Genomic DNA, 16,973 nt, shown 5'->3' on the forward strand with positions numbered 1-16,973 from the left:
AACATGGCGAGAACCGTATACCCAAAGTCTAAGACCCAAACGACCCCCCAGCCCCCCAGCGGCGATGGGCAGGGCAGAATGCCCCGCCTCCTCTTGGAGGTCCGTTGGTTTATCACCCTGGGCCTCTGTTTGGGTCTATTTGCCATCCTTCTTACTTACTCTAAGGCAGACCCCGCCTGGTCACATGCTAGTTTTGAGGCCCCTAAGAATCTGGGCGGTCGTTTTGGTGCTTATTTAGCCGATTTAATGCTCTATATCTTCGGAATATCCGCTTTTTGGTGGGTAGTTCTGTTTGGGCGTCGCGTCCTTCAGGGTTGGCGAGAGCTTTGGAGCATCCCTTTGCCAGTCGACCCAGACGCAAAACCAGATTCTTTGTTGACGCGTTGGTTGGGCTTTGCTCTGACTTTGGTTTGCAGTATGGGCCTTGAATCTATTCGTTTGCATTCTTTGACTTGGGAGTTGCCGCGACCACCTGGCGGCATTTTGGGTGAGTTAATTGGCGACCCGATGCAAATGTCTCTAGGATTTACTGGCGCTACTTTAGTTTTGCTGTTTGGTTTATGTGCAGGCCTTTCACTCTTCTTGCATTTCTCATGGCTCGATGTCGCTGAAAAAGTAGGGCGCTTCTTGGAAGTTTCTTATCACCGCATTCGTGAGCGTCGCGATAGCGAGGAAGATCGCAAGCTCGGTGAAGTTGCCGCTGAAGAGCGCGAAGAGTTTGTTGAAGAAATTCGTGGGCGTGTTGAAGTTGCAACACCGGTTCAGATTGTGCGTGCACCAGTAGAAATTCCAAAGAGTGCGCGAGTGGAGCGCGAAAAGCAGCAGCCACTATTTGTGGATATCCCCGATTCAGAACTGCCGCCGCTAGCATTGCTAGATCCGGTTCCGGAAGCTAAGGAAACTATCTCCGCAGATGTATTGGAATTCACTTCGCGCTTGATTGAGCGTAAGTTAGCTGAATTCAATGTGCAGGTAACTGTTATTGCTGCTTACCCTGGTCCTGTGGTGACTCGCTATGAGATTGATCCAGCGGTAGGTGTTAAGGGTAGTCAGATTGTGAATCTATCCCGTGACTTGGCTCGCTCCTTAGGCGTTGTCAGTATGCGCGTGGTGGAAACAATTCCCGGTAAAACTTGCATGGCCTTGGAGTTGCCAAATCCAACACGTCAGTCTGTGTACTTATCTGAGATTTTGACTTCGCAGGTCTACAACGACAACCATTCTTTATTGACGCTTGCTTTAGGTAAAGATATTTCTGGTAGTCCAATGGTTGCTGACTTGGCGAAGATGCCGCACTGCTTAGTTGCTGGTACTACTGGTGCTGGTAAATCTGTTGGTATCAATGCCATGATTTTGTCCCTCCTCTTTAAGGCTAAGCCTGATGAAGTACGTCTCATCATGATTGACCCCAAGATGTTAGAGATGGCGATCTACGACAAGATTCCGCATTTGCTTTGCCCAGTAGTAACGGATATGAAGCAGGCATATAACGCGCTCAACTGGGCCGTGAATGAGATGGAGCGTCGCTACAAGCTCATGAGTAAGTTTGGCGTACGTAACCTTGCAGGCTTTAATAAGAAGATTGCTGAAGCCGAAGAGAAGGGTGAGAAGCTTACTAATCCATTTAGCTTAACCCCGGAAGATCCAGAACCTATCTATAAGGCGCCAGTCATCGTGATTGTGATCGACGAGTTGGCTGACCTGATGATGGTCTCTGGCAAGAAGATTGAAGAGTTGATTGCCCGTATTGCTCAAAAGGCTCGTGCCGCTGGTATTCACTTGGTGCTGGCTACACAACGTCCAAGCGTTGATGTGATTACTGGTTTGATTAAAGCCAACGTACCAACTCGTATTTCATTCCAAGTCAGCAGCAAGATTGATAGCCGCACAATTTTGGATCAGCAGGGTGCAGAAACGCTCTTGGGTATGGGTGATATGTTGTACATGGCACCAGGCACTGGATTGCCAGTTCGTGTGCATGGCGCCTTTGTATCTGATGATGAAGTGCATCGTGTGGTTGAGTGGCTCAAAGAGAAGGGTGAGGCCAACTATATTGATGGCGTTCTCGAAGGTGCCGACGAGTCTAATATTGACGCGCTAACCGGTGAGAGCGGCGGCGAAGCTGACCCGCTTTATGATCAAGCGGTTGCTATTGTTCTAGAAAACAAGCGCCCATCGATTTCTTTGGTGCAACGTCATCTCCGTATTGGTTACAACCGTGCGGCACGCCTCTTAGAGGATATGGAAAAGGCGGGCCTCGTTTCTAAGATGGGTAATGGCGGTAATCGCGAGATTCTTCATCGCCCTTCGGAGTAATTCCCTTTGCAAAAATTCTGGTCTGCGGTGTTCATTGGTATTGCGTGTATTGCTCTGTCTAACTCAGTACTGGCAGAAGGCGAAACAGGCTCTGAACAGTTGCGTCAATTTGTTCGTAATTCCAAAACTGCCGAGGGTGACTTTGTACAGCAGCAGTTACGAGCACCTAAGGCCAATGAGCCACAAGATAAAGGTCTGAAGGTGGTACGCCAAACCCAAGGCCATTTTGTTTTTCAAAGACCGGGTCGTTTTGTTTGGGAAACACAAAAGCCTTACGAGCAAAAACTCATTACCAATGGAAGTCAATTGGTCTTATGGGATAAAGATTTAAATCAAGCAACCATTCGTCCTGCAGGTCAGGCTTTAGCTGCAACACCAGCCGCAATATTGTTTGGTGAGACCTCTCTTGACCAGCATTTCGATTTAATTGATGGTGAAGAGCGTTTGGGAATGAAATGGGTTGCATTAGCACCCAAAAAAGATCCTGGCGCCAAGAATAAAAATGATCTGCCTTACACAAAGATATCGATTGGTATGAGCAACGGCCTACCAAAGGCTTTGGAGCTAGTAGACGGCTTAGGCAGCGTGGTGTTGGTGACTCTGGATAAGATTCAACTAAACGTCAATCTGCCGGCTCATCGCTTTAATTTCACGCCTCCTGCGGGAGCCGAAGTCTTGCGCTTAAACTAGAGTCTAAATAGTCCATAACAGATTAACCCCTATTCATTGAGTGTTACATGATTGATCCGCAACTACTTCGTAAAGATATCGCCGCAGTGCAGGCGCGTTTAGCTACGCGTAAATTCCAGTTGGATATTGAGAAATTCAACACCCTTGAAGCTGAGCGCAAATCTTTGCAAACTCGCACCGAAGAGCTGCAGGCAAAACGCAATCAGCTATCCAAAGCAATTGGTATGAAAAAGGGCAAAGGCGAAGATGCTTCTGCCGAAATGGCTGAGGTTTCTCAAGTCAATGTGGATATGGAATCTGGTGCCGCACGTTTAGCTATATTGCAAGCAGAGATATCAGACTTCTTAATGGGCATTCCAAATCTACCAGACGAGTCTGTTCCAACCGGTAAAGATGAAACCGAAAATAAAGAAATCAAGCGTTGGGGTGAGCAACCAATTTTTGATTTCGAGATTAAGGATCACGTTGATCTTGGAGGCCCGCTAGGATTGGATTTCGAAGTGGCGGCGAAGATTAGCGGTTCACGCTTTGTTGTGCTCAAAGGACCTATTGCTAGATTGCATCGCGCTCTAGCGCAATTCATGATTGATACACATGCAAGCAATCATGGCTATCAAGAGGTCTATGCGCCTTACATGGTCAACGCTGCATCTATGCGCGGTACCGGTCAATTGCCAAAGTTTGAAGAGGATCTCTTCAAGGTTCCTCGTCAAATGGGTGGTGAGAGCGGAGATGGCGAAACTAAAACTGAAAACTTTTACCTCATTCCTACCGCAGAAGTGCCCGTAACCAATCTTGTGCGTGATGAGATTGTGAATGCGGATACGCTCCCTTTAAAGTTCGTTGCCCATACACCTTGTTTCCGTTCTGAAGCTGGCAGCTATGGCCGTGATGTGCGCGGCATGATTCGTCAGCATCAATTTGACAAAGTTGAGTTAGTACAAATCACCAAACCAGAAGATTCTATGCGGGCACTTGAGGATCTAACTGGTCATGCTGAACGAATCTTAGAGCTTCTTGAGTTGCCATACCGCAAAGTTTTGTTATGTACTGGTGATATGGGTTTTGGTAGCACTAAGACTTATGACTTAGAAGTGTGGGTGCCATCACAAAATGCTTACAGAGAGATTAGTTCTTGTTCAAGCATGGGTGATTTCCAGGCGCGCCGCATGCAAGCTAGATTTAAAGCAGGGCAAGGTAAGCCAGAATTAGTTCATACCCTCAACGGTTCAGGATTGGCTGTTGGTAGGGCATTGGTTGCGCTGATTGAGAATAAGCAACAAGTAGACGGCAGCATTGCAATCCCGAAAGCATTGCAGCCTTACTTAGGTGGCCTGGAAGTTCTTAAGCCGGCTTAAGTTGAGTAGGCTACCTCTACCGCTGAAAAACCATCCCAAAGCTATAATTTGCTGTCGGTTCGGAGAGGTGGCAGAGTGGTCGAATGTACCTGACTCGAAATCAGGCGTACTAGCAATAGTACCGAGGGTTCGAATCCCTCCCTCTCCGCCATATTTTTAATTCCAATTTAGGAATTCACTATGAATTTCTTTCGTTACATTCTTTTTATTCTGATTGCGGTCGCTATTGGCGCCTGCTCAACGCCACCAAGTCGATTTGGTGTGTATCAGCAATCGGATGGAACCATTGGTGTGCATGCACCCAAGGATGCAAAAGAGGAAGAGGCTCAAGACGTTGCACTTGCGGAGTGCAAGAAATTAGGTAAACGCAATGTAACGATTATTGATAGTCGGAAAACGGTCAATGACCGCTTTCCGATGACGTACAACTATCTGTGTAGATAGGTTTTGTTGAGCTAGTGGGTTAACTTAAAAGCCACTTTTTGATGGATTTATTAACGCACATCGCATCTAAGGCAAGCCCAAAGAATTCAGAGCCATTGGTGACCATGTTTTCAATGGCTTCCACCTTGCCAGATTTGATTCCCCGCAAGTAAGTTGCAGCACGGTAGCGCAAGAAGTGCTCCGTTTCACCTTCTTCATTCTCGGTAGTGCAGATTTCTAGGTTGCCATAACGAGTTTCAGGGTTGATATTCAGAACAGAAAGCTCAATAGCACCCAATACCTTGCTGGGGATTGGAATCGGAACATAAGAGTAAAGTGATATCAGCATTTCTTCTTCATCTACTTCGATGATGTGATCGATATCCAGTACGTCCTGTTCAGTCAGCTCGGTTTCGCCAGAGTCGCCACCACCAAAAGTGGATTCAAACTGCAACATGGCGGTATTGCTATTCTTGGAAATCTCGATCATGTCAGGATAGCCAAGCAAACCTTTCCACCAATACATGAGCGAGAAGGTGCAGGGCTTCACTTCAACCAATCCCTTTTTGGTGGATTTAGCAAAGTAAAGACCATAAAACTCATCATCCTTCTCTAGACCATATTGATCTACTTTAGGTGATTTGTTGGTGGTCTTCTTGCTTGTTTTTGCCGCCGCCTTTTTTGCTGCCGGTTTTTTAGCGGCAATTTTCTTTGCAACAGTTTTCTTGCTTGCTACTTTCTTAACTGTAGGTTTCTTAGCTGCTGGCTTCTTTACTGGTTTTTTAGCAACTGTCTTTTTAGTAACTTTCTTGGCGGGAGTCTTTTTCACCGCTTTGCTAGCCACTTTCTTTTTTGTTGCCGTCTTCTTTGTGGCCATGATATGTTGCCCTTATGCTTTGGTTATTAAAGTGTGTATTTAGTAGTATCAACTTATTAATACTACCGCAAATTAATCACGCGATATGAATGACCTTAAGATTAATAAAAATATTATTTTTGTGTATTGTTCTTCGGGGTTGAGGTTGATACACTAAAAGTGTCTTGAGTAGGGTAGTAAATGCTCAATGCATTTTTATTTCGTTACTTTTAAATGGGAGATTCTATGTTTCCGGAATATCGTGAATTAATTACCAAGCTTAAAACCACCGACCGCCACTTTTCTCATTTATTTGATAAGCACAACAACCTAGATGCCAAGATTCTTCGTATGGAAGACCATAATGAGCCGAGTACTCCAGAAGAAATTGAGACTCTTAAGAAAGAAAAGCTTCTATTGAAGGATCAGATCTACGCAGTACTCAAGAAGGCTAGCGCCGCCTAGTGATTTAGAGGGGCTTAAGCCTTCTTTAGGAAGCAGGCTTTTAGTAGCATATTGCCTGCTTCTGTTTTGCAATCCACCTCATGGTCTCCCGAGACCAATCGAATGCCCTTAATCTTGGTGCCAACCTTAAGGGTGGTTGAAGAGCCCTTTACTTTGAGGTCCTTGATCAGTGTCACGGTATCTCCATCGGCTAGTAAGTTGCCATTGGCATCTTTGACGACTAAGCCGATTTCTTCTTCCTCGACTGCCGTCATAGGCCATTCATGTCCACACTGAGCGCAAATATAGTTATCGCCATCGGGGTAGGTCATGTCCTCTTGACAAGCGGGGCACTTTGGAAGGTTATCTGTATTCATGGATTGGGTTAATTAAAAAATGAGGCCACTTACGAATAGGCTGAAGATGGAAATAAAGATGCTTGCGAAGAAAGCGGTCCAGAAGCTAGAAATCGTAAATCCGCTAACCAACGCAGATACCAGCATCAATACCAATGCATTAACTACCAATAGGAACAACCCAATTGTCACAATCGTTAATGGGAGTGTAAGTAGGATGAGCAAAGGCTTCACTACCGCATTGGCAAAACCCAAGAGTAAGGCTGCAATTAATAGAGAGCCACCATCAGCAAACTTCAGGCCACTAAAAATATAGCTCGCTACCCATAGAGAGAGGGATGTTAGACCCCATTGAACTAAAAACAGTGTCAGGTTGCCCATACTGGACTCCTTTGATAATGGTTATTAATAAATTTTTAACGATATGGTATCAGCCGCATTAATAATGCGGCGGAATTTCATCTTTAAGGCTGCCGCCACCTGAGCCGCTAGCGCTAGCCTGTTCTTTAATGGCTTTTAGCTCTCTATAGAGAAATTCAATTTGTTGCTGCTGTTTGTAGACCGTCTCATTTAGTTTTTCAATGAGATCTTCGGTAAAGCTTAGTTTGATTTCGAGATTGGTAATTCGATCGTCGGTCATGTCTTGCCTTCATTATTCAGTGATAAGTTCAAAGCGACCATCTTCCATTTCCGTTTTAGGCCTAATCCAAAAATCATGGGATTGCATGGATTCATAGACGTAAGCCGGCTCGAGGGTAGCTTCCACGTTGGCTAGCAAAAGAACTTTATAAAAACCACCAGTCTTTATGTGTCGCAGCTTAGCGCCAGGCTTAAAGATTCCATCGTCTGGATCGGCCATTTTGGGTTTACTCATAAAACGCACTTTCTCGGTATGATTTGGTGATGGCAAATTCTGTTCCGTACTCTATTCTAGATATATCTCCTATTCCCCAAGGATTTACCGCGGCCGATGCTTTGCGCAATTCCTTGGACGTAGCGCAGCATGCAGAGCAGTGGGGCTATTCGCGCTATTGGGTGGCCGAGCACCACAATATGACTGGTAACGCCAGTTCAGCCACGGCTGTATTGGTTGGCCATATCGCTAGTGGCACTACCAAGATTAAAGTGGGTTCTGGCGGGGTGATGCTGCCTAACCACGCGCCTTTAGTGATTGCGGAGCAATTTGGCACACTCGAATCTCTATACCCTGGGAGAATTGAATTGGGGTTGGGTAGGGCGCCTGGTACAGATCAAATGACTGCGAGGGCATTGCGCCGTGATCTATTGGGAAGCGATGATCGCTTTCCTCAAGATGTTCGTGAGTTACAGCACTACTTCGGCCCTATCCAAGATGGGCAGTCTGTAAAAGCAATTCCAGGAGCAAACACCCATGTACCCATTTGGATTTTAGGATCCAGTCTCTATGGTGCCCAGCTAGCCGCGCATTTTGGCTTGCCTTATGCATTCGCATCGCACTTTGCGCCAGATCATTTATTGGAGGCAATGTCGATTTATCGAGACTTATTTAAACCTTCAGAGCAATTGGCAAAGCCGTATTCTGGATTTGTGATGAATGTTGTTGCAGCCGATACAGATGAAGAGGCACAATATCTATTTACAACCTTGCAGCAGAATGTCGTGCGCATGCGTCGTAACACTCGAGGCCAACTGCCGCCACCTATTGAGAATTTAGATGATTTTTGTGATCCCCATGAGCAAGCGGCTGCGGCCCATACCTTGCAATGCTCGTTGGTAGGTTCGCTAGATACCATTCGGGAGGGGATGCGTACATGGCTGGATCGTACGGGTGCCAATGAGATTCTTTTCACAGGGCAAATTTTTGATCACAAGGCACGTCTCAAATCATTTGAGATTGCGGCTCAAGCGGCTCAAAGCCTTTAGTGATTCCCTGCTAATACTCAGGATTCAATTAGATGGCGTTGTAATCGGCGCTAATGACTACGTCTTCTAATGCTGCTTTCTTGGCTAGCTTCAGAAGTTCATTGTCCTTACTGAGCAATAAACAAGGCTTTGAGGTGTAAGCAAGATTTAAGAAGACCTGATCATCAGGATCTTGGCATTGCCAAGGTGCATTATTAAGCGAATCATCCTGGATGATGGTGGCTAAATTGCGCCATTCATTAAGTATTTGCTCTTGAGTAGATTGATTCAAAGAGAAGAGAGGTCTAGAGATAACATCCGCGAATTCCTCAATCGTTTTGGGTGTGGCTAAAACTTTTAATTGCTTATCTACTAAAGCAGCCTTGATGTGAATTGCTCGAAAGTCATTAAAGACAAATATATCTAGCAACACATTGGTGTCAAAAATAACGGTCTTCATCAAATCAGTTTAAAAATTAATCCTGCTGACTACGCCATATTTCTGGGGTAATTGTCATTTGACCTTGATCCGAGGATACATAGACTTCACCATCCTGAATGTTTACGTGTAACACCATGCTACGTTCTACTAGCTTATTGAGTTCTTGCGACTGTTCTGCTGGAATGGCAATTACTTGAAGATTGCGAGCGCGCGTTAATTTATTCGCAATGCCGTCCCACCAAATTTTGCTGGTTTGACCGCCATAGCAATACACAATGACCTGATCTGCGCGACCGCAAGCCTTCAGGATGCGACGTTCATCAGGCTGGCCAACCTCAATCCAGAGTTTGATTTGATCAGTGAGGTCCTTGATCCAAAGGTCTGGTTCATCGGTATCACTTAAGCCTTTAGTGAAAACCAAATCTTCATGGGCTTGCAGTGCGAAAGCGATGATTCTGATCATCATCCGCTCATCAGTTTCAGATGGATGTTTTGCAATGGTGAGGGAATGACTGCCGTAGTAGTGGCGGTCTGAATCTGCGACGTGAAGGTCGGCTTTATGGATAGTTGCGCGTAGAGCCATGGGGCATTATCGCCTTTAAATGGACGAACCCCATATTGCCGTATCATTTTAGGAATTTCTCAGCTTTGGAGCCCATATGATCACCAGCATGACTCTAGGAGTTCGCCTAGTAGCGACATTCTTGTTTGGTGTATCTGCTTTATTTAGTTCAGCAGCGAATTCTGCTGAAGCTTGGCCAACTAAGCCAATCAAAATCATCGTTCCTTTTTCGCCGGGTAGTGTTCAGGATGCTCTTGCCCGATCTTTTTCCAATGAGCTTGGTGCCGCCTTGGGCGAAGCCGTAGTTGTGGAAAACAAAGCAGGGGCAGGCGGTACCGTTGGAACAGGAATCGTTGCCAAATCAAACCCTGACGGATATACATTCTTGTTGGCTGCAGCGAGTCACAATATCAACGGTAGTCTTTTTACTAAGTTGAGTTTTGATCCTATTAAAGACTTCACTGGTGTAGCCTATATTGGTACTAGCAGTTACATCATGATGATAAATGCAGAGTTTCCTGCAAAGTCGGTGGCAGAGTTTATTGCTCTTGCAAAAGCAAACCCAGGCCAATACAACTATGCAAGCGCTGGCAATGGCAGTGCCTCGCACTTGGCGATGGCTTACTTTGACAGTATGGCTGGTATTCAGTTGGTGCATATTCCCACCAAAGGAACTGGCGATGCAATTACTGAATTATTAGCAGGTCGTGCTCAAGCAGTGATTGCAGCGAATGTGGCCGCTTTGCCATTTGCAAATGACCCGCGCATTCGGTTTCTTGGAGTCTCTTCAGAGAAGCCTTCGCCATTCGTACCAGGTGTTCCGCCCATTGGCAATACTGTGAAGGGCTATGTTTTTGATAGTTGGTTTGGATTGCTCGCGCCAGCAGGGACTCCACAAGAGGTTGTTAATAAAGTACAGGCGCAAATGAGCAGGATATTGAAACAACCTGAAATTATTGAGCGCATGAAGCGCCAGGGAATTGAGATTGGTCGTTTGACTCCCAGTGAATTAAATCAGCTATTGGTTGGAGACTATGTTCGTATGGCAAAAGTTGTTAAAGCATCAGGCGCAAAGCCTGAATAAGCAAATAGGCTGAATTAAGTCACATGATTCGAATTACCGAACTGCGCTTACCAATCGATCACGCTCCTGAATCATTGGAGGAGGCAATATTAAAGCGTCTTGGTATTACCGCAAAAGAATTAATTTCATTTGAAATCTTCAAGCGCAGTTATGACGCCCGCAAGAATGTCTCGCTTGCTTTTATTTATACCGTCGATGTTTCGGTGAAGAGCGAAGAGTCTGTATTAAAGAAATTGGCAAACGATGCTCATATCCGCCCATCGCCAGACACTAGCTATCACTTCGTAGCAAAAGCGCCAGCATCTATTAATTCGGGTGAAGTATTGCGCCCTGTAGTAATTGGGTTTGGCCCATGCGGAATATTTGCTGCTTTGTTGTTGGCCCAGATGGGTTTTAAGCCGATCGTGCTTGAGCGTGGCAAGCAAGTTCGTGAACGCACTCAAGATACTTGGGGCTTATGGCGCAAAAAGATATTGAACCCTGAGTCCAATGTGCAGTTTGGTGAAGGCGGCGCAGGAACCTTTTCTGATGGCAAGCTCTATAGTCAAATTAAAGACCCAAAGTTTTATGGGCGCAAGGTCATCAATGAGTTCGTGAAAGCGGGGGCTCCCCCAGAAATTCAATATGTAGCTAAGCCCCATATCGGCACCTTCCGCTTGGTAGGTATGGTGGAAAAGATTCGCCAAGAAATCATTGATTTGGGTGGTGAAATCCGCTTTTCACAAAAAGTGATTGGCTTCGATATAAAAAATGAGCAAATCACTGGCGTCAAAATTGAGGGGCATCCAGATTTACCAGCCAGTCATGTTGTTCTTGCCTTGGGACATAGTGCGCGCGATACTTTTAAAGCATTGCATGATGCTGGCGTCTTTATGGAGGCCAAGCCATTTTCAGTAGGATTCCGTATTGAGCATCCGCAGTCCTTAATTGATAAGGCGCGTTTAGGTCCTCATGCCGGCAATGAGTTAATTGGTGCCGCCGACTACAAGTTAGTTCACCATGCCAAGAATGGACGCTCTGTCTATAGCTTCTGTATGTGCCCTGGCGGAACTGTGGTTGCTGCAACATCAGAGCCTAATCGCGTTGTGACCAATGGTATGAGCCAGTATTCTCGGAATGAGCGCAATGCTAATGCGGGGATCGTAGTTGGCATTACGCCAGAAGACTATCCAGGTGGTCCGTTAGCGGGAATAGAATTTCAGCGCCAAATTGAATCAAAAGCGTTTGAGCTTGGCGGTGGAACCTATGAAGCGCCAGGCCAATTGGTGGGGGACTTTATCGAAGGTAGGCCATCAACTGAGTTTGGCAGAGTGATTCCATCTTACAAGCCTGGAGTTCATTTAACGGATTTGGCTCAAGCATTGCCGTCATATGCAATCGAAGCCATTCGAGAAGCTTTACCTGCTTTTGAAAAGCAGATTAAGGGCTTTTCAATGAAGGATGCTGTATTGACTGGGGTTGAGACTAGAACTTCTTCGCCATTACGTATTACACGTGGACCCAATTTCCAGAGTCTTAATATCAAAGGCCTATATCCTGCAGGAGAGGGTGCTGGTTATGCAGGTGGAATCTTGTCAGCTGGCGTCGATGGGATTAAAGTAGCAGAAGCAGTAGCACTAGATTATTTAGAATCCACACACTAATAAGCGTACATGAGCTCCAGCGCACCTCAAGGACAAACAAAAGGAAATACACAGGAAAAAGAAGTCTTGTTTCATCCTGAGTTGCTCCAGAAATTTGATATCAATGGACCGCGCTATACATCCTATCCAAGCGCCGATCGGTTTCATAATGAATTCTCAGAGCAAGATTATCTGGGGGCTCTCAAGCGAGTAGCAGGCGTTAACGAGCCTTTATCGCTGTATTTTCATTTGCCGTTTTGCCCCAACATTTGTTACTACTGCGGTTGTAACAAAATCATCACTAAAGATCATGGGCGTAGTGCCAAATACATCAAGTACCTGGCAAAAGAAATGGCGATGGTTTGCGATGCAATGGGTGTTAATAAAAAAATTCCCATTACACAACTGCACTGGGGTGGTGGTACACCTACTTTTCTATCTCATGAAGAGATGATTGAGTTAATGCAACATACTCGGCAGCACTTTGACTTATTACCAGGTGGCGAGTATTCCATTGAGATCGATCCGCGTAGAGTGTCCGAGGCAGACATTAAGCTTTTGGCCGATCTTGGCTTTAACCGCATCAGTTTGGGTGTGCAGGATTTCAATTTAGCGGTGCAGGAAGCAGTACATCGCGTTCAAACCATTGAAGAAACCCAGGCTGTAATGGATTGGTCTCGTAAGTATGGCTTTAAATCTCGTAGCGTTGATTTGATTTATGGCTTGCCCAAGCAAACCCCAGAGACTTTTAAAGAAACTGTTGATGCGGTGCTGAAGATGAATCCGGATCGCCTCTCGGTATACAACTACGCTCACTTGCCGCATATTTTTAAACCACAACGTCGTATTGCTGAAGCAGATCTTCCGCCAGCTGCGGCTAAACTGGATATTCTGTCCAACACGATCGAGAGGTTGGGTGAAGCGGGCTATCAATTTATTGGCATGGATCACTTTGCGAAACCTGATGATGAATTGGCGATCGCGCAAAGAGAGGGGAAGTTGCACCGTAACTTCCAGGGTTATTCCACACAAGCCGAGTGCGATCTATTGGCTTTTGGAATTTCTTCTATTGGCAAAGTAGATGACTGCTACTCTCAGAATGTGCGCACTTTGGATGAGTATTACGCTGCGCTAGATTCTGGTCATCTTCCAGTATTGAGGGGTTTGCGCTTAGATCAAGATGATTTAATGCGCCGAGAATTGATCGGCGAGTTAATGTGCCAGTTCAATCTAGATACAAAGCGCTTTGCAGGCCAACACCAGATCGACTTTCAGACATATTTCAAAAAAGAGATAGAAGAGCTTAAAGACCTAGAGAAGGCTGGCCTATTGGAGTGGCGTGAAGAAGATATTTATGTGCCCATTAAAGGCCGCCTACTAGCAAGGCGTGTTGCGATGACATTTGATCGTCATCTAAGAGAGTCACAAGCTAAAGGCACGTACTCCAAAGTGCTTTAGGGTAAACCTCAGTCAATTTGATCTAGATCAAATAAGGGGCAAAACACTGTTGCTTTAAAACCAATAAAAAATTTTCGACGCCAACCAATTTGATTTAAGTCAAATTCCCCCAAGAGTATCAATTTCAAAATGAATGCATCGAAATTGATAACAAAAAGGAATCATCATGCGTCTTAAATCACTAGTAGCAGCAATGGCTGCGGTAGCTTCCTTAGTCCCAATCGCAGCACACGCTGCCGAAGAAAATCCTTGGATGGTTCGCGTTCGCGCGACAGACCTGCTTTGGCAGAATGGTCAATCGAATGGCGGAACTAATGGCTTAAATGCAGGCGTTCAAACAAATAATGTGCGAGCCAAAAATCAATGGATTCCGGAATTTGATATTTCTTATTTCTTTACAAAAAATATTGCAGCTGAATTAGTTCTTACTTACCCACAGCGTGTCAATATTTACTCAAATCTAACTGCTGGACCAACAGGTACAATTACTGCTTTGCCTCCATCACTTTTATTGCAATATCACTTTACAGACTTGGGCGCATTTAAGCCTTATGTGGGTGCTGGCGTGAACTACACCATATTTAGCAATAGAAATAACTTTTCCTTTGCGGCTGGCGGAACTAATTACCCAAATTCTCTTACTGTAAACCAATCAAGCGTTGGCGCAGTCTTCCAGGTAGGTGCAGACTATATGTTGGATAAAAATTGGGGTATGAATGTGGATGTTAAATACGCAACGATGAGTACTGAAGTAAATGGTGCGGGTCCGCTAGCTAGTGCTGGTAGCATCGGCAAGTTAACGCTTAATCCCATCATGCCTTCTGTTGGCGTGACTTACAAGTTCTAAGAATTCAGTTCTTAGTATCTTGAAATAGAGCCCCTTAGGGGCTCTATTTTTATTTGATCAGGGCATTGATGAGTTCTTCAAACTTTGCCTGATTAAAATTCAGATTATCAAATCGTTGAATGCTTGAATGCTGGGGTGGATCAATCCTGCGTTTGGCATATTCATCCCAATGGGCGAGCTTCCATTGATCTCGTGGATCATCACGTTTTTCCATTCGACTCTTTGCTTCGCTTTCTTCAAGATCAATCCAGGCAATGGATATCTTTGTTTGTGCTGGAATGCCAAGTGCTTCAGGGTTAAACATGCGGCCACTTTGAATCTCTTTTGAAAATGGCCCTACCAAAATGACATTGACACCCAACAACAAATTCTCTCGAGTAATATCGATTAAGCCTTGATATTCCCAATCCCTCAAATTTTGAAGATAGTAGGGGCTATCGCGATCATTGGGGTTCTGGGTTGTTAGCCCCATCACATGAGCGCTAAAAGCGCCATAGACAGTGTCTTTATCTAAAAAGAAAAAATCTTCGCCAGTGCTTTCAATAATAAGAGGCAGAGCTCTTTTAGCTAGTGTGGATTTACCTGTTCCAGCATGTCCTGCGAAAAGGATGAGCCGAGGGGCGGAGGGGGTAAGTTTGCAGACCATTTGGTATTAGTCTCGCAGAAAATGGGAGAAATTTCTTCTATTTCTCTGAAGTGACGATAATGTCGCCATGGCTTTAATCGTACTAACTGATGCAAAACTGGCTTTTGGCCATGTAGACCTCCTTGCTAACACTGCTTTTTCTCTCGAATCGGGCGAGCGCGTAGGCTTAATTGGCCGTAACGGCACCGGCAAATCTTCTTTGCTGAAGATCCTAGCTGGCATAGAGAAAATGGATGATGGACTCTTGCAGTATCAGCAAGAGCTTCGTATTGCATATGTTCCTCAAGAGCCTATATTTGAGGCAGAAGAAACAGTATTTGAGGCGGTTTCCAAGGGTGTTGCCGAAGCAAAGGCTTTGCGTGAGGAGTATGAGGCCCTTAGCGTTGGGGAATGGGATGATGCTGCTCATCATCGCTTGGATGAAGTTCAATCCAAACTCGAAGCGTTGAGTGGATGGAACTGGGAGCAGCGCGTTCACGAAACTCTAGATCGCTTGCATTTAGATGCTGACGTCAAAATCAGCAATTTATCTGGCGGTACAAAAAAACGGGTGGCACTTGCTAGGGCATTGGTTGAAGTTCCGGATGTTCTATTGTTAGATGAGCCAACCAACCACTTGGATTTAGATTCGATTGCGTGGCTAGAAGAGCTTCTGAAAGAATATCAAGGCTCTGTGATTCTGATTACACACGATCGAGCATTTTTGGATAATGTTTGTACGCAAATAGTGGAGCTAGATCGTGGAATACTACGCAGCTATCCTGGAAACTTCACGCAATACGAAGTTCTTAAAGAGCAAGAGCTAAGCGCAGAATCTTTGGCCAACGCTAGAGCTGACAAGCTCTTGGCACAAGAAGAGGTTTGGATACGTAAGGGCGTTGAAGCAAGACGCACTCGCAGCGTAGCCCGTATTGCCCGCTTGGAAAAGTTACGCGCCAGTCGCGCTGAGCGGAGAGATGCGATGGGTCAGGTGAAGCTTGCCGTTTCTGCTGGTGAGCGCAGTGGCAAGATTGTTGCCGAGTTACAAAACGTCAGCAAGTCTTACGACAAGCCAATTGTGAAGGATTTCACGGCTACGATATTGCGTGGGGATAAGGTGGGCTTGCTTGGTCCAAATGGCGCCGGCAAAACTACTTTACTGAAATTGATTCTGGGGACGATTGCGCCAGACTCTGGTTCTGCAACCATGGGCACCCGTATTGAAGTAGCCTACTTTGACCAGATGCGCGAAGGTCTTAATCTCAATGCATCTCTAGAAGACTGCATCAGCCCTGGTAGTGAATGGATTGAAATTAATGGCAATAAGAAACACGTTAAAAGTTATTTGAGTGATTTCTTATTCGCGCCAGAGAGAACCAATTCACCGGTAAGTACACTGTCTGGTGGCGAGCGCAATCGCCTTTTATTGGCGCGCTTATTTGCAAGACCTGCAAATGTGCTGGTTTTGGATGAACCAACAAACGATTTAGATATTGATACCCTCGATTTACTCGAGCAATTGTTACAAGATTACAAAGGAACTGTTTTCTTGGTCAGTCATGATCGATATTTCTTGGATAACGTAGTTACTAGCATCATCGCCAATGAAGGCGATGGCTTCTGGCGTGAGTACGAGGGTGGCTACGAAGACTGGAAGATACAAAAAGCACGTTCAGAGCAATTACGTGCAGCCAACCAAAGTCAAAAGGTTCCTGCAAGGCAAGAGCCTGCGCCAACCTCGACCCCAACTCCTAAACCAGTAGCCAAAAATAACGTGCAGAAGCTAAATGGCAAAGAGCGGCAAGAGTTAGAAGGGTTGCCAGCTCTAATTGAAGAGTTGGAGACTGAGCAAGCGGATATTGGAATTGCGATGAGCAATCCTGATTTATATAAGAACGAGCCAGAATTAGCTGCCAGTATGCAGGCGCGCTTGAGTGAGATTACAGATCGGCTTGATCAAAAGTTGCAGCGCTGGGAAGCTTTGCTAAGTCGCTCAGAATCTTAAAGAA

At 45.4% G+C, this 16,973-nt stretch carries 19 protein-coding genes and 1 tRNA gene; 12 read left to right on the forward strand and 8 right to left on the reverse strand.

Annotated elements, in window-relative coordinates; all coding sequences use genetic code 11:
- The first annotated feature begins 3 nt into the window (after window positions 1–3).
- The 5 genes from DCO17_RS04090 to DCO17_RS04110 all read left to right on the forward strand — a co-directional run bounded on the left by DCO17_RS04090 (window position 4) and on the right by DCO17_RS04110 (window position 4,808).
- Complete coding sequence (locus DCO17_RS04090) at window positions 4–2,316, forward strand: DNA translocase FtsK (RefSeq protein ID WP_254598813.1); 2,313 nt, start codon at window positions 4–6, stop codon at window positions 2,314–2,316.
- 6 nt (window positions 2,317–2,322) lie between these two features.
- Window positions 2,323–3,006: an outer membrane lipoprotein periplasmic chaperone LolA gene (gene lolA / locus DCO17_RS04095; RefSeq protein ID WP_173955523.1), complete on the forward strand. Its 684-nt coding sequence runs from the start codon at window positions 2,323–2,325 to the stop codon at window positions 3,004–3,006.
- A 47-nt stretch (window positions 3,007–3,053) separates the two neighbouring features.
- A complete protein-coding gene (serS, locus tag DCO17_RS04100; protein WP_173955524.1) occupies window positions 3,054–4,364 on the forward strand; it encodes a serine--tRNA ligase in 1,311 nt (436 codons plus the stop codon).
- 61 nt (window positions 4,365–4,425) lie between these two features.
- Window positions 4,426–4,515, forward strand: a tRNA-Ser gene (locus DCO17_RS04105).
- 29 nt (window positions 4,516–4,544) lie between these two features.
- Window positions 4,545–4,808, forward strand: a complete 264-nt coding sequence (locus DCO17_RS04110; RefSeq protein WP_173955525.1) for a hypothetical protein — start codon at window positions 4,545–4,547, stop codon at window positions 4,806–4,808.
- 19 nt (window positions 4,809–4,827) lie between these two features.
- On the opposite strand, the gene DCO17_RS04115 is transcribed toward DCO17_RS04110, so the two are convergent.
- On the reverse strand, window positions 4,828–5,664 hold the full coding sequence (locus tag DCO17_RS04115; protein WP_173955526.1) for a hypothetical protein: 837 nt from the start codon (window positions 5,662–5,664) through the stop codon (window positions 4,828–4,830).
- Between the two features lie 225 nt (window positions 5,665–5,889).
- Between DCO17_RS04115 and DCO17_RS04120 the strand changes: the two genes are divergently transcribed.
- Window positions 5,890–6,108: an HP1242/YdcH family protein gene (locus tag DCO17_RS04120; protein WP_173955527.1), complete on the forward strand. Its 219-nt coding sequence runs from the start codon at window positions 5,890–5,892 to the stop codon at window positions 6,106–6,108.
- A gap of 14 nt (window positions 6,109–6,122) precedes the next feature.
- Here DCO17_RS04120 and DCO17_RS04125 read toward each other — a convergent pair whose 3' ends face one another.
- Genes DCO17_RS04125 through DCO17_RS04140 form a run of 4 tightly spaced genes read right to left on the reverse strand, consistent with a single transcriptional unit; the run spans window position 6,123 to window position 7,317 of the window.
- Window positions 6,123–6,464, reverse strand: coding sequence for a zinc ribbon domain-containing protein YjdM (locus tag DCO17_RS04125; protein WP_173955528.1), 342 nt, complete (start codon window positions 6,462–6,464; stop codon window positions 6,123–6,125).
- Window positions 6,465–6,476: 12 nt separating this feature from the next.
- Window positions 6,477–6,824, reverse strand: coding sequence for a phage holin family protein (locus DCO17_RS04130; protein ID WP_173955529.1), 348 nt, complete (start codon window positions 6,822–6,824; stop codon window positions 6,477–6,479).
- Window positions 6,825–6,882: 58 nt separating this feature from the next.
- Complete coding sequence (locus tag DCO17_RS04135; protein WP_173955530.1) at window positions 6,883–7,083, reverse strand: SlyX family protein; 201 nt, start codon at window positions 7,081–7,083, stop codon at window positions 6,883–6,885.
- 12 nt (window positions 7,084–7,095) lie between these two features.
- The gene (locus DCO17_RS04140; RefSeq protein WP_173955531.1) at window positions 7,096–7,317 is read right to left on the reverse strand and encodes a hypothetical protein; all 222 of its coding nucleotides are present in this window, start codon (window positions 7,315–7,317) and stop codon (window positions 7,096–7,098) included.
- A 29-nt stretch (window positions 7,318–7,346) separates the two neighbouring features.
- Between DCO17_RS04140 and DCO17_RS04145 the strand changes: the two genes are divergently transcribed.
- Window positions 7,347–8,345: an LLM class flavin-dependent oxidoreductase gene (locus DCO17_RS04145; protein WP_173955532.1), complete on the forward strand. Its 999-nt coding sequence runs from the start codon at window positions 7,347–7,349 to the stop codon at window positions 8,343–8,345.
- Between the two features lie 28 nt (window positions 8,346–8,373).
- Here DCO17_RS04145 and DCO17_RS04150 read toward each other — a convergent pair whose 3' ends face one another.
- Both DCO17_RS04150 and DCO17_RS04155 read right to left on the reverse strand, forming a co-directional pair.
- The gene (locus DCO17_RS04150) at window positions 8,374–8,784 is read right to left on the reverse strand and encodes a putative toxin-antitoxin system toxin component, PIN family (protein ID WP_173955533.1); all 411 of its coding nucleotides are present in this window, start codon (window positions 8,782–8,784) and stop codon (window positions 8,374–8,376) included.
- Window positions 8,785–8,800: 16 nt separating this feature from the next.
- Entirely contained in the window at window positions 8,801–9,349 is a 549-nt protein-coding gene (locus DCO17_RS04155) for a YaeQ family protein (protein WP_173955534.1), read from the reverse strand.
- Between the two features lie 76 nt (window positions 9,350–9,425).
- Here DCO17_RS04155 and DCO17_RS04160 point away from each other — a divergent pair, with 76 nt between their 5' ends.
- The 4 genes from DCO17_RS04160 to DCO17_RS04175 all read left to right on the forward strand — a co-directional run bounded on the left by DCO17_RS04160 (window position 9,426) and on the right by DCO17_RS04175 (window position 14,339).
- On the forward strand, window positions 9,426–10,412 hold the full coding sequence (locus DCO17_RS04160) for a tripartite tricarboxylate transporter substrate binding protein (RefSeq protein WP_254598814.1): 987 nt from the start codon (window positions 9,426–9,428) through the stop codon (window positions 10,410–10,412).
- A 23-nt stretch (window positions 10,413–10,435) separates the two neighbouring features.
- Window positions 10,436–12,055 carry an NAD(P)/FAD-dependent oxidoreductase gene (locus tag DCO17_RS04165; protein WP_173955535.1) on the forward strand — a complete coding sequence of 540 codons (1,620 nt, stop codon included), beginning with the start codon at window positions 10,436–10,438 and terminating at the stop codon, window positions 12,053–12,055.
- A 9-nt stretch (window positions 12,056–12,064) separates the two neighbouring features.
- Complete coding sequence (gene hemN / locus DCO17_RS04170) at window positions 12,065–13,492, forward strand: oxygen-independent coproporphyrinogen III oxidase (RefSeq protein WP_173955536.1); 1,428 nt, start codon at window positions 12,065–12,067, stop codon at window positions 13,490–13,492.
- A 166-nt stretch (window positions 13,493–13,658) separates the two neighbouring features.
- The gene (locus tag DCO17_RS04175; RefSeq protein WP_173955537.1) at window positions 13,659–14,339 is read left to right on the forward strand and encodes an OmpW/AlkL family protein; all 681 of its coding nucleotides are present in this window, start codon (window positions 13,659–13,661) and stop codon (window positions 14,337–14,339) included.
- Window positions 14,340–14,388: 49 nt separating this feature from the next.
- Here the strand turns inward: DCO17_RS04175 and DCO17_RS04180 are convergent, their stop codons facing one another.
- The gene (locus DCO17_RS04180) at window positions 14,389–14,985 is read right to left on the reverse strand and encodes a P-loop nucleotide/nucleoside kinase family protein (protein WP_173955538.1); all 597 of its coding nucleotides are present in this window, start codon (window positions 14,983–14,985) and stop codon (window positions 14,389–14,391) included.
- 67 nt (window positions 14,986–15,052) lie between these two features.
- On the opposite strand from DCO17_RS04180, the gene DCO17_RS04185 reads away from it, so the two are divergent.
- A complete protein-coding gene (locus DCO17_RS04185) occupies window positions 15,053–16,969 on the forward strand; it encodes an ATP-binding cassette domain-containing protein (RefSeq protein WP_173955539.1) in 1,917 nt (638 codons plus the stop codon).
- Window positions 16,970–16,973: the final 4 nt, after the last annotated feature.

The organism is Polynucleobacter tropicus, from assembly GCF_013307225.1.
Classification (GTDB): domain Bacteria; phylum Pseudomonadota; class Gammaproteobacteria; order Burkholderiales; family Burkholderiaceae; genus Polynucleobacter; species Polynucleobacter tropicus.

What these genes read in the sequence shown, in the direction of transcription:
- DCO17_RS04090 (WP_254598813.1), top strand. Translation starts at nt 4, where the DNA reads ATGGCGAGAACCGTATACCCAAAGTCTAAGACCCAAACGACCCCCCAG.
- serS (WP_173955524.1), top strand. Translation starts at nt 3,054, where the DNA reads ATGATTGATCCGCAACTACTTCGTAAAGATATCGCCGCAGTGCAGGCG.
- DCO17_RS04110 (WP_173955525.1), top strand. Translation starts at nt 4,545, where the DNA reads ATGAATTTCTTTCGTTACATTCTTTTTATTCTGATTGCGGTCGCTATT.
- DCO17_RS04115 (WP_173955526.1), bottom strand. Translation starts at nt 5,664, where the DNA reads ATGGCCACAAAGAAGACGGCAACAAAAAAGAAAGTGGCTAGCAAAGCG.
- DCO17_RS04120 (WP_173955527.1), top strand. Translation starts at nt 5,890, where the DNA reads ATGTTTCCGGAATATCGTGAATTAATTACCAAGCTTAAAACCACCGAC.
- DCO17_RS04125 (WP_173955528.1), bottom strand. Translation starts at nt 6,464, where the DNA reads ATGAATACAGATAACCTTCCAAAGTGCCCCGCTTGTCAAGAGGACATG.
- DCO17_RS04130 (WP_173955529.1), bottom strand. Translation starts at nt 6,824, where the DNA reads ATGGGCAACCTGACACTGTTTTTAGTTCAATGGGGTCTAACATCCCTC.
- DCO17_RS04135 (WP_173955530.1), bottom strand. Translation starts at nt 7,083, where the DNA reads ATGACCGACGATCGAATTACCAATCTCGAAATCAAACTAAGCTTTACC.
- DCO17_RS04140 (WP_173955531.1), bottom strand. Translation starts at nt 7,317, where the DNA reads ATGAGTAAACCCAAAATGGCCGATCCAGACGATGGAATCTTTAAGCCT.
- DCO17_RS04145 (WP_173955532.1), top strand. Translation starts at nt 7,347, where the DNA reads ATGGCAAATTCTGTTCCGTACTCTATTCTAGATATATCTCCTATTCCC.
- DCO17_RS04150 (WP_173955533.1), bottom strand. Translation starts at nt 8,784, where the DNA reads ATGAAGACCGTTATTTTTGACACCAATGTGTTGCTAGATATATTTGTC.
- DCO17_RS04155 (WP_173955534.1), bottom strand. Translation starts at nt 9,349, where the DNA reads ATGGCTCTACGCGCAACTATCCATAAAGCCGACCTTCACGTCGCAGAT.
- DCO17_RS04160 (WP_254598814.1), top strand. Translation starts at nt 9,426, where the DNA reads ATGATCACCAGCATGACTCTAGGAGTTCGCCTAGTAGCGACATTCTTG.
- DCO17_RS04165 (WP_173955535.1), top strand. Translation starts at nt 10,436, where the DNA reads ATGATTCGAATTACCGAACTGCGCTTACCAATCGATCACGCTCCTGAA.
- hemN (WP_173955536.1), top strand. Translation starts at nt 12,065, where the DNA reads ATGAGCTCCAGCGCACCTCAAGGACAAACAAAAGGAAATACACAGGAA.
- DCO17_RS04175 (WP_173955537.1), top strand. Translation starts at nt 13,659, where the DNA reads ATGCGTCTTAAATCACTAGTAGCAGCAATGGCTGCGGTAGCTTCCTTA.
- DCO17_RS04180 (WP_173955538.1), bottom strand. Translation starts at nt 14,985, where the DNA reads ATGGTCTGCAAACTTACCCCCTCCGCCCCTCGGCTCATCCTTTTCGCA.
- DCO17_RS04185 (WP_173955539.1), top strand. Translation starts at nt 15,053, where the DNA reads ATGGCTTTAATCGTACTAACTGATGCAAAACTGGCTTTTGGCCATGTA.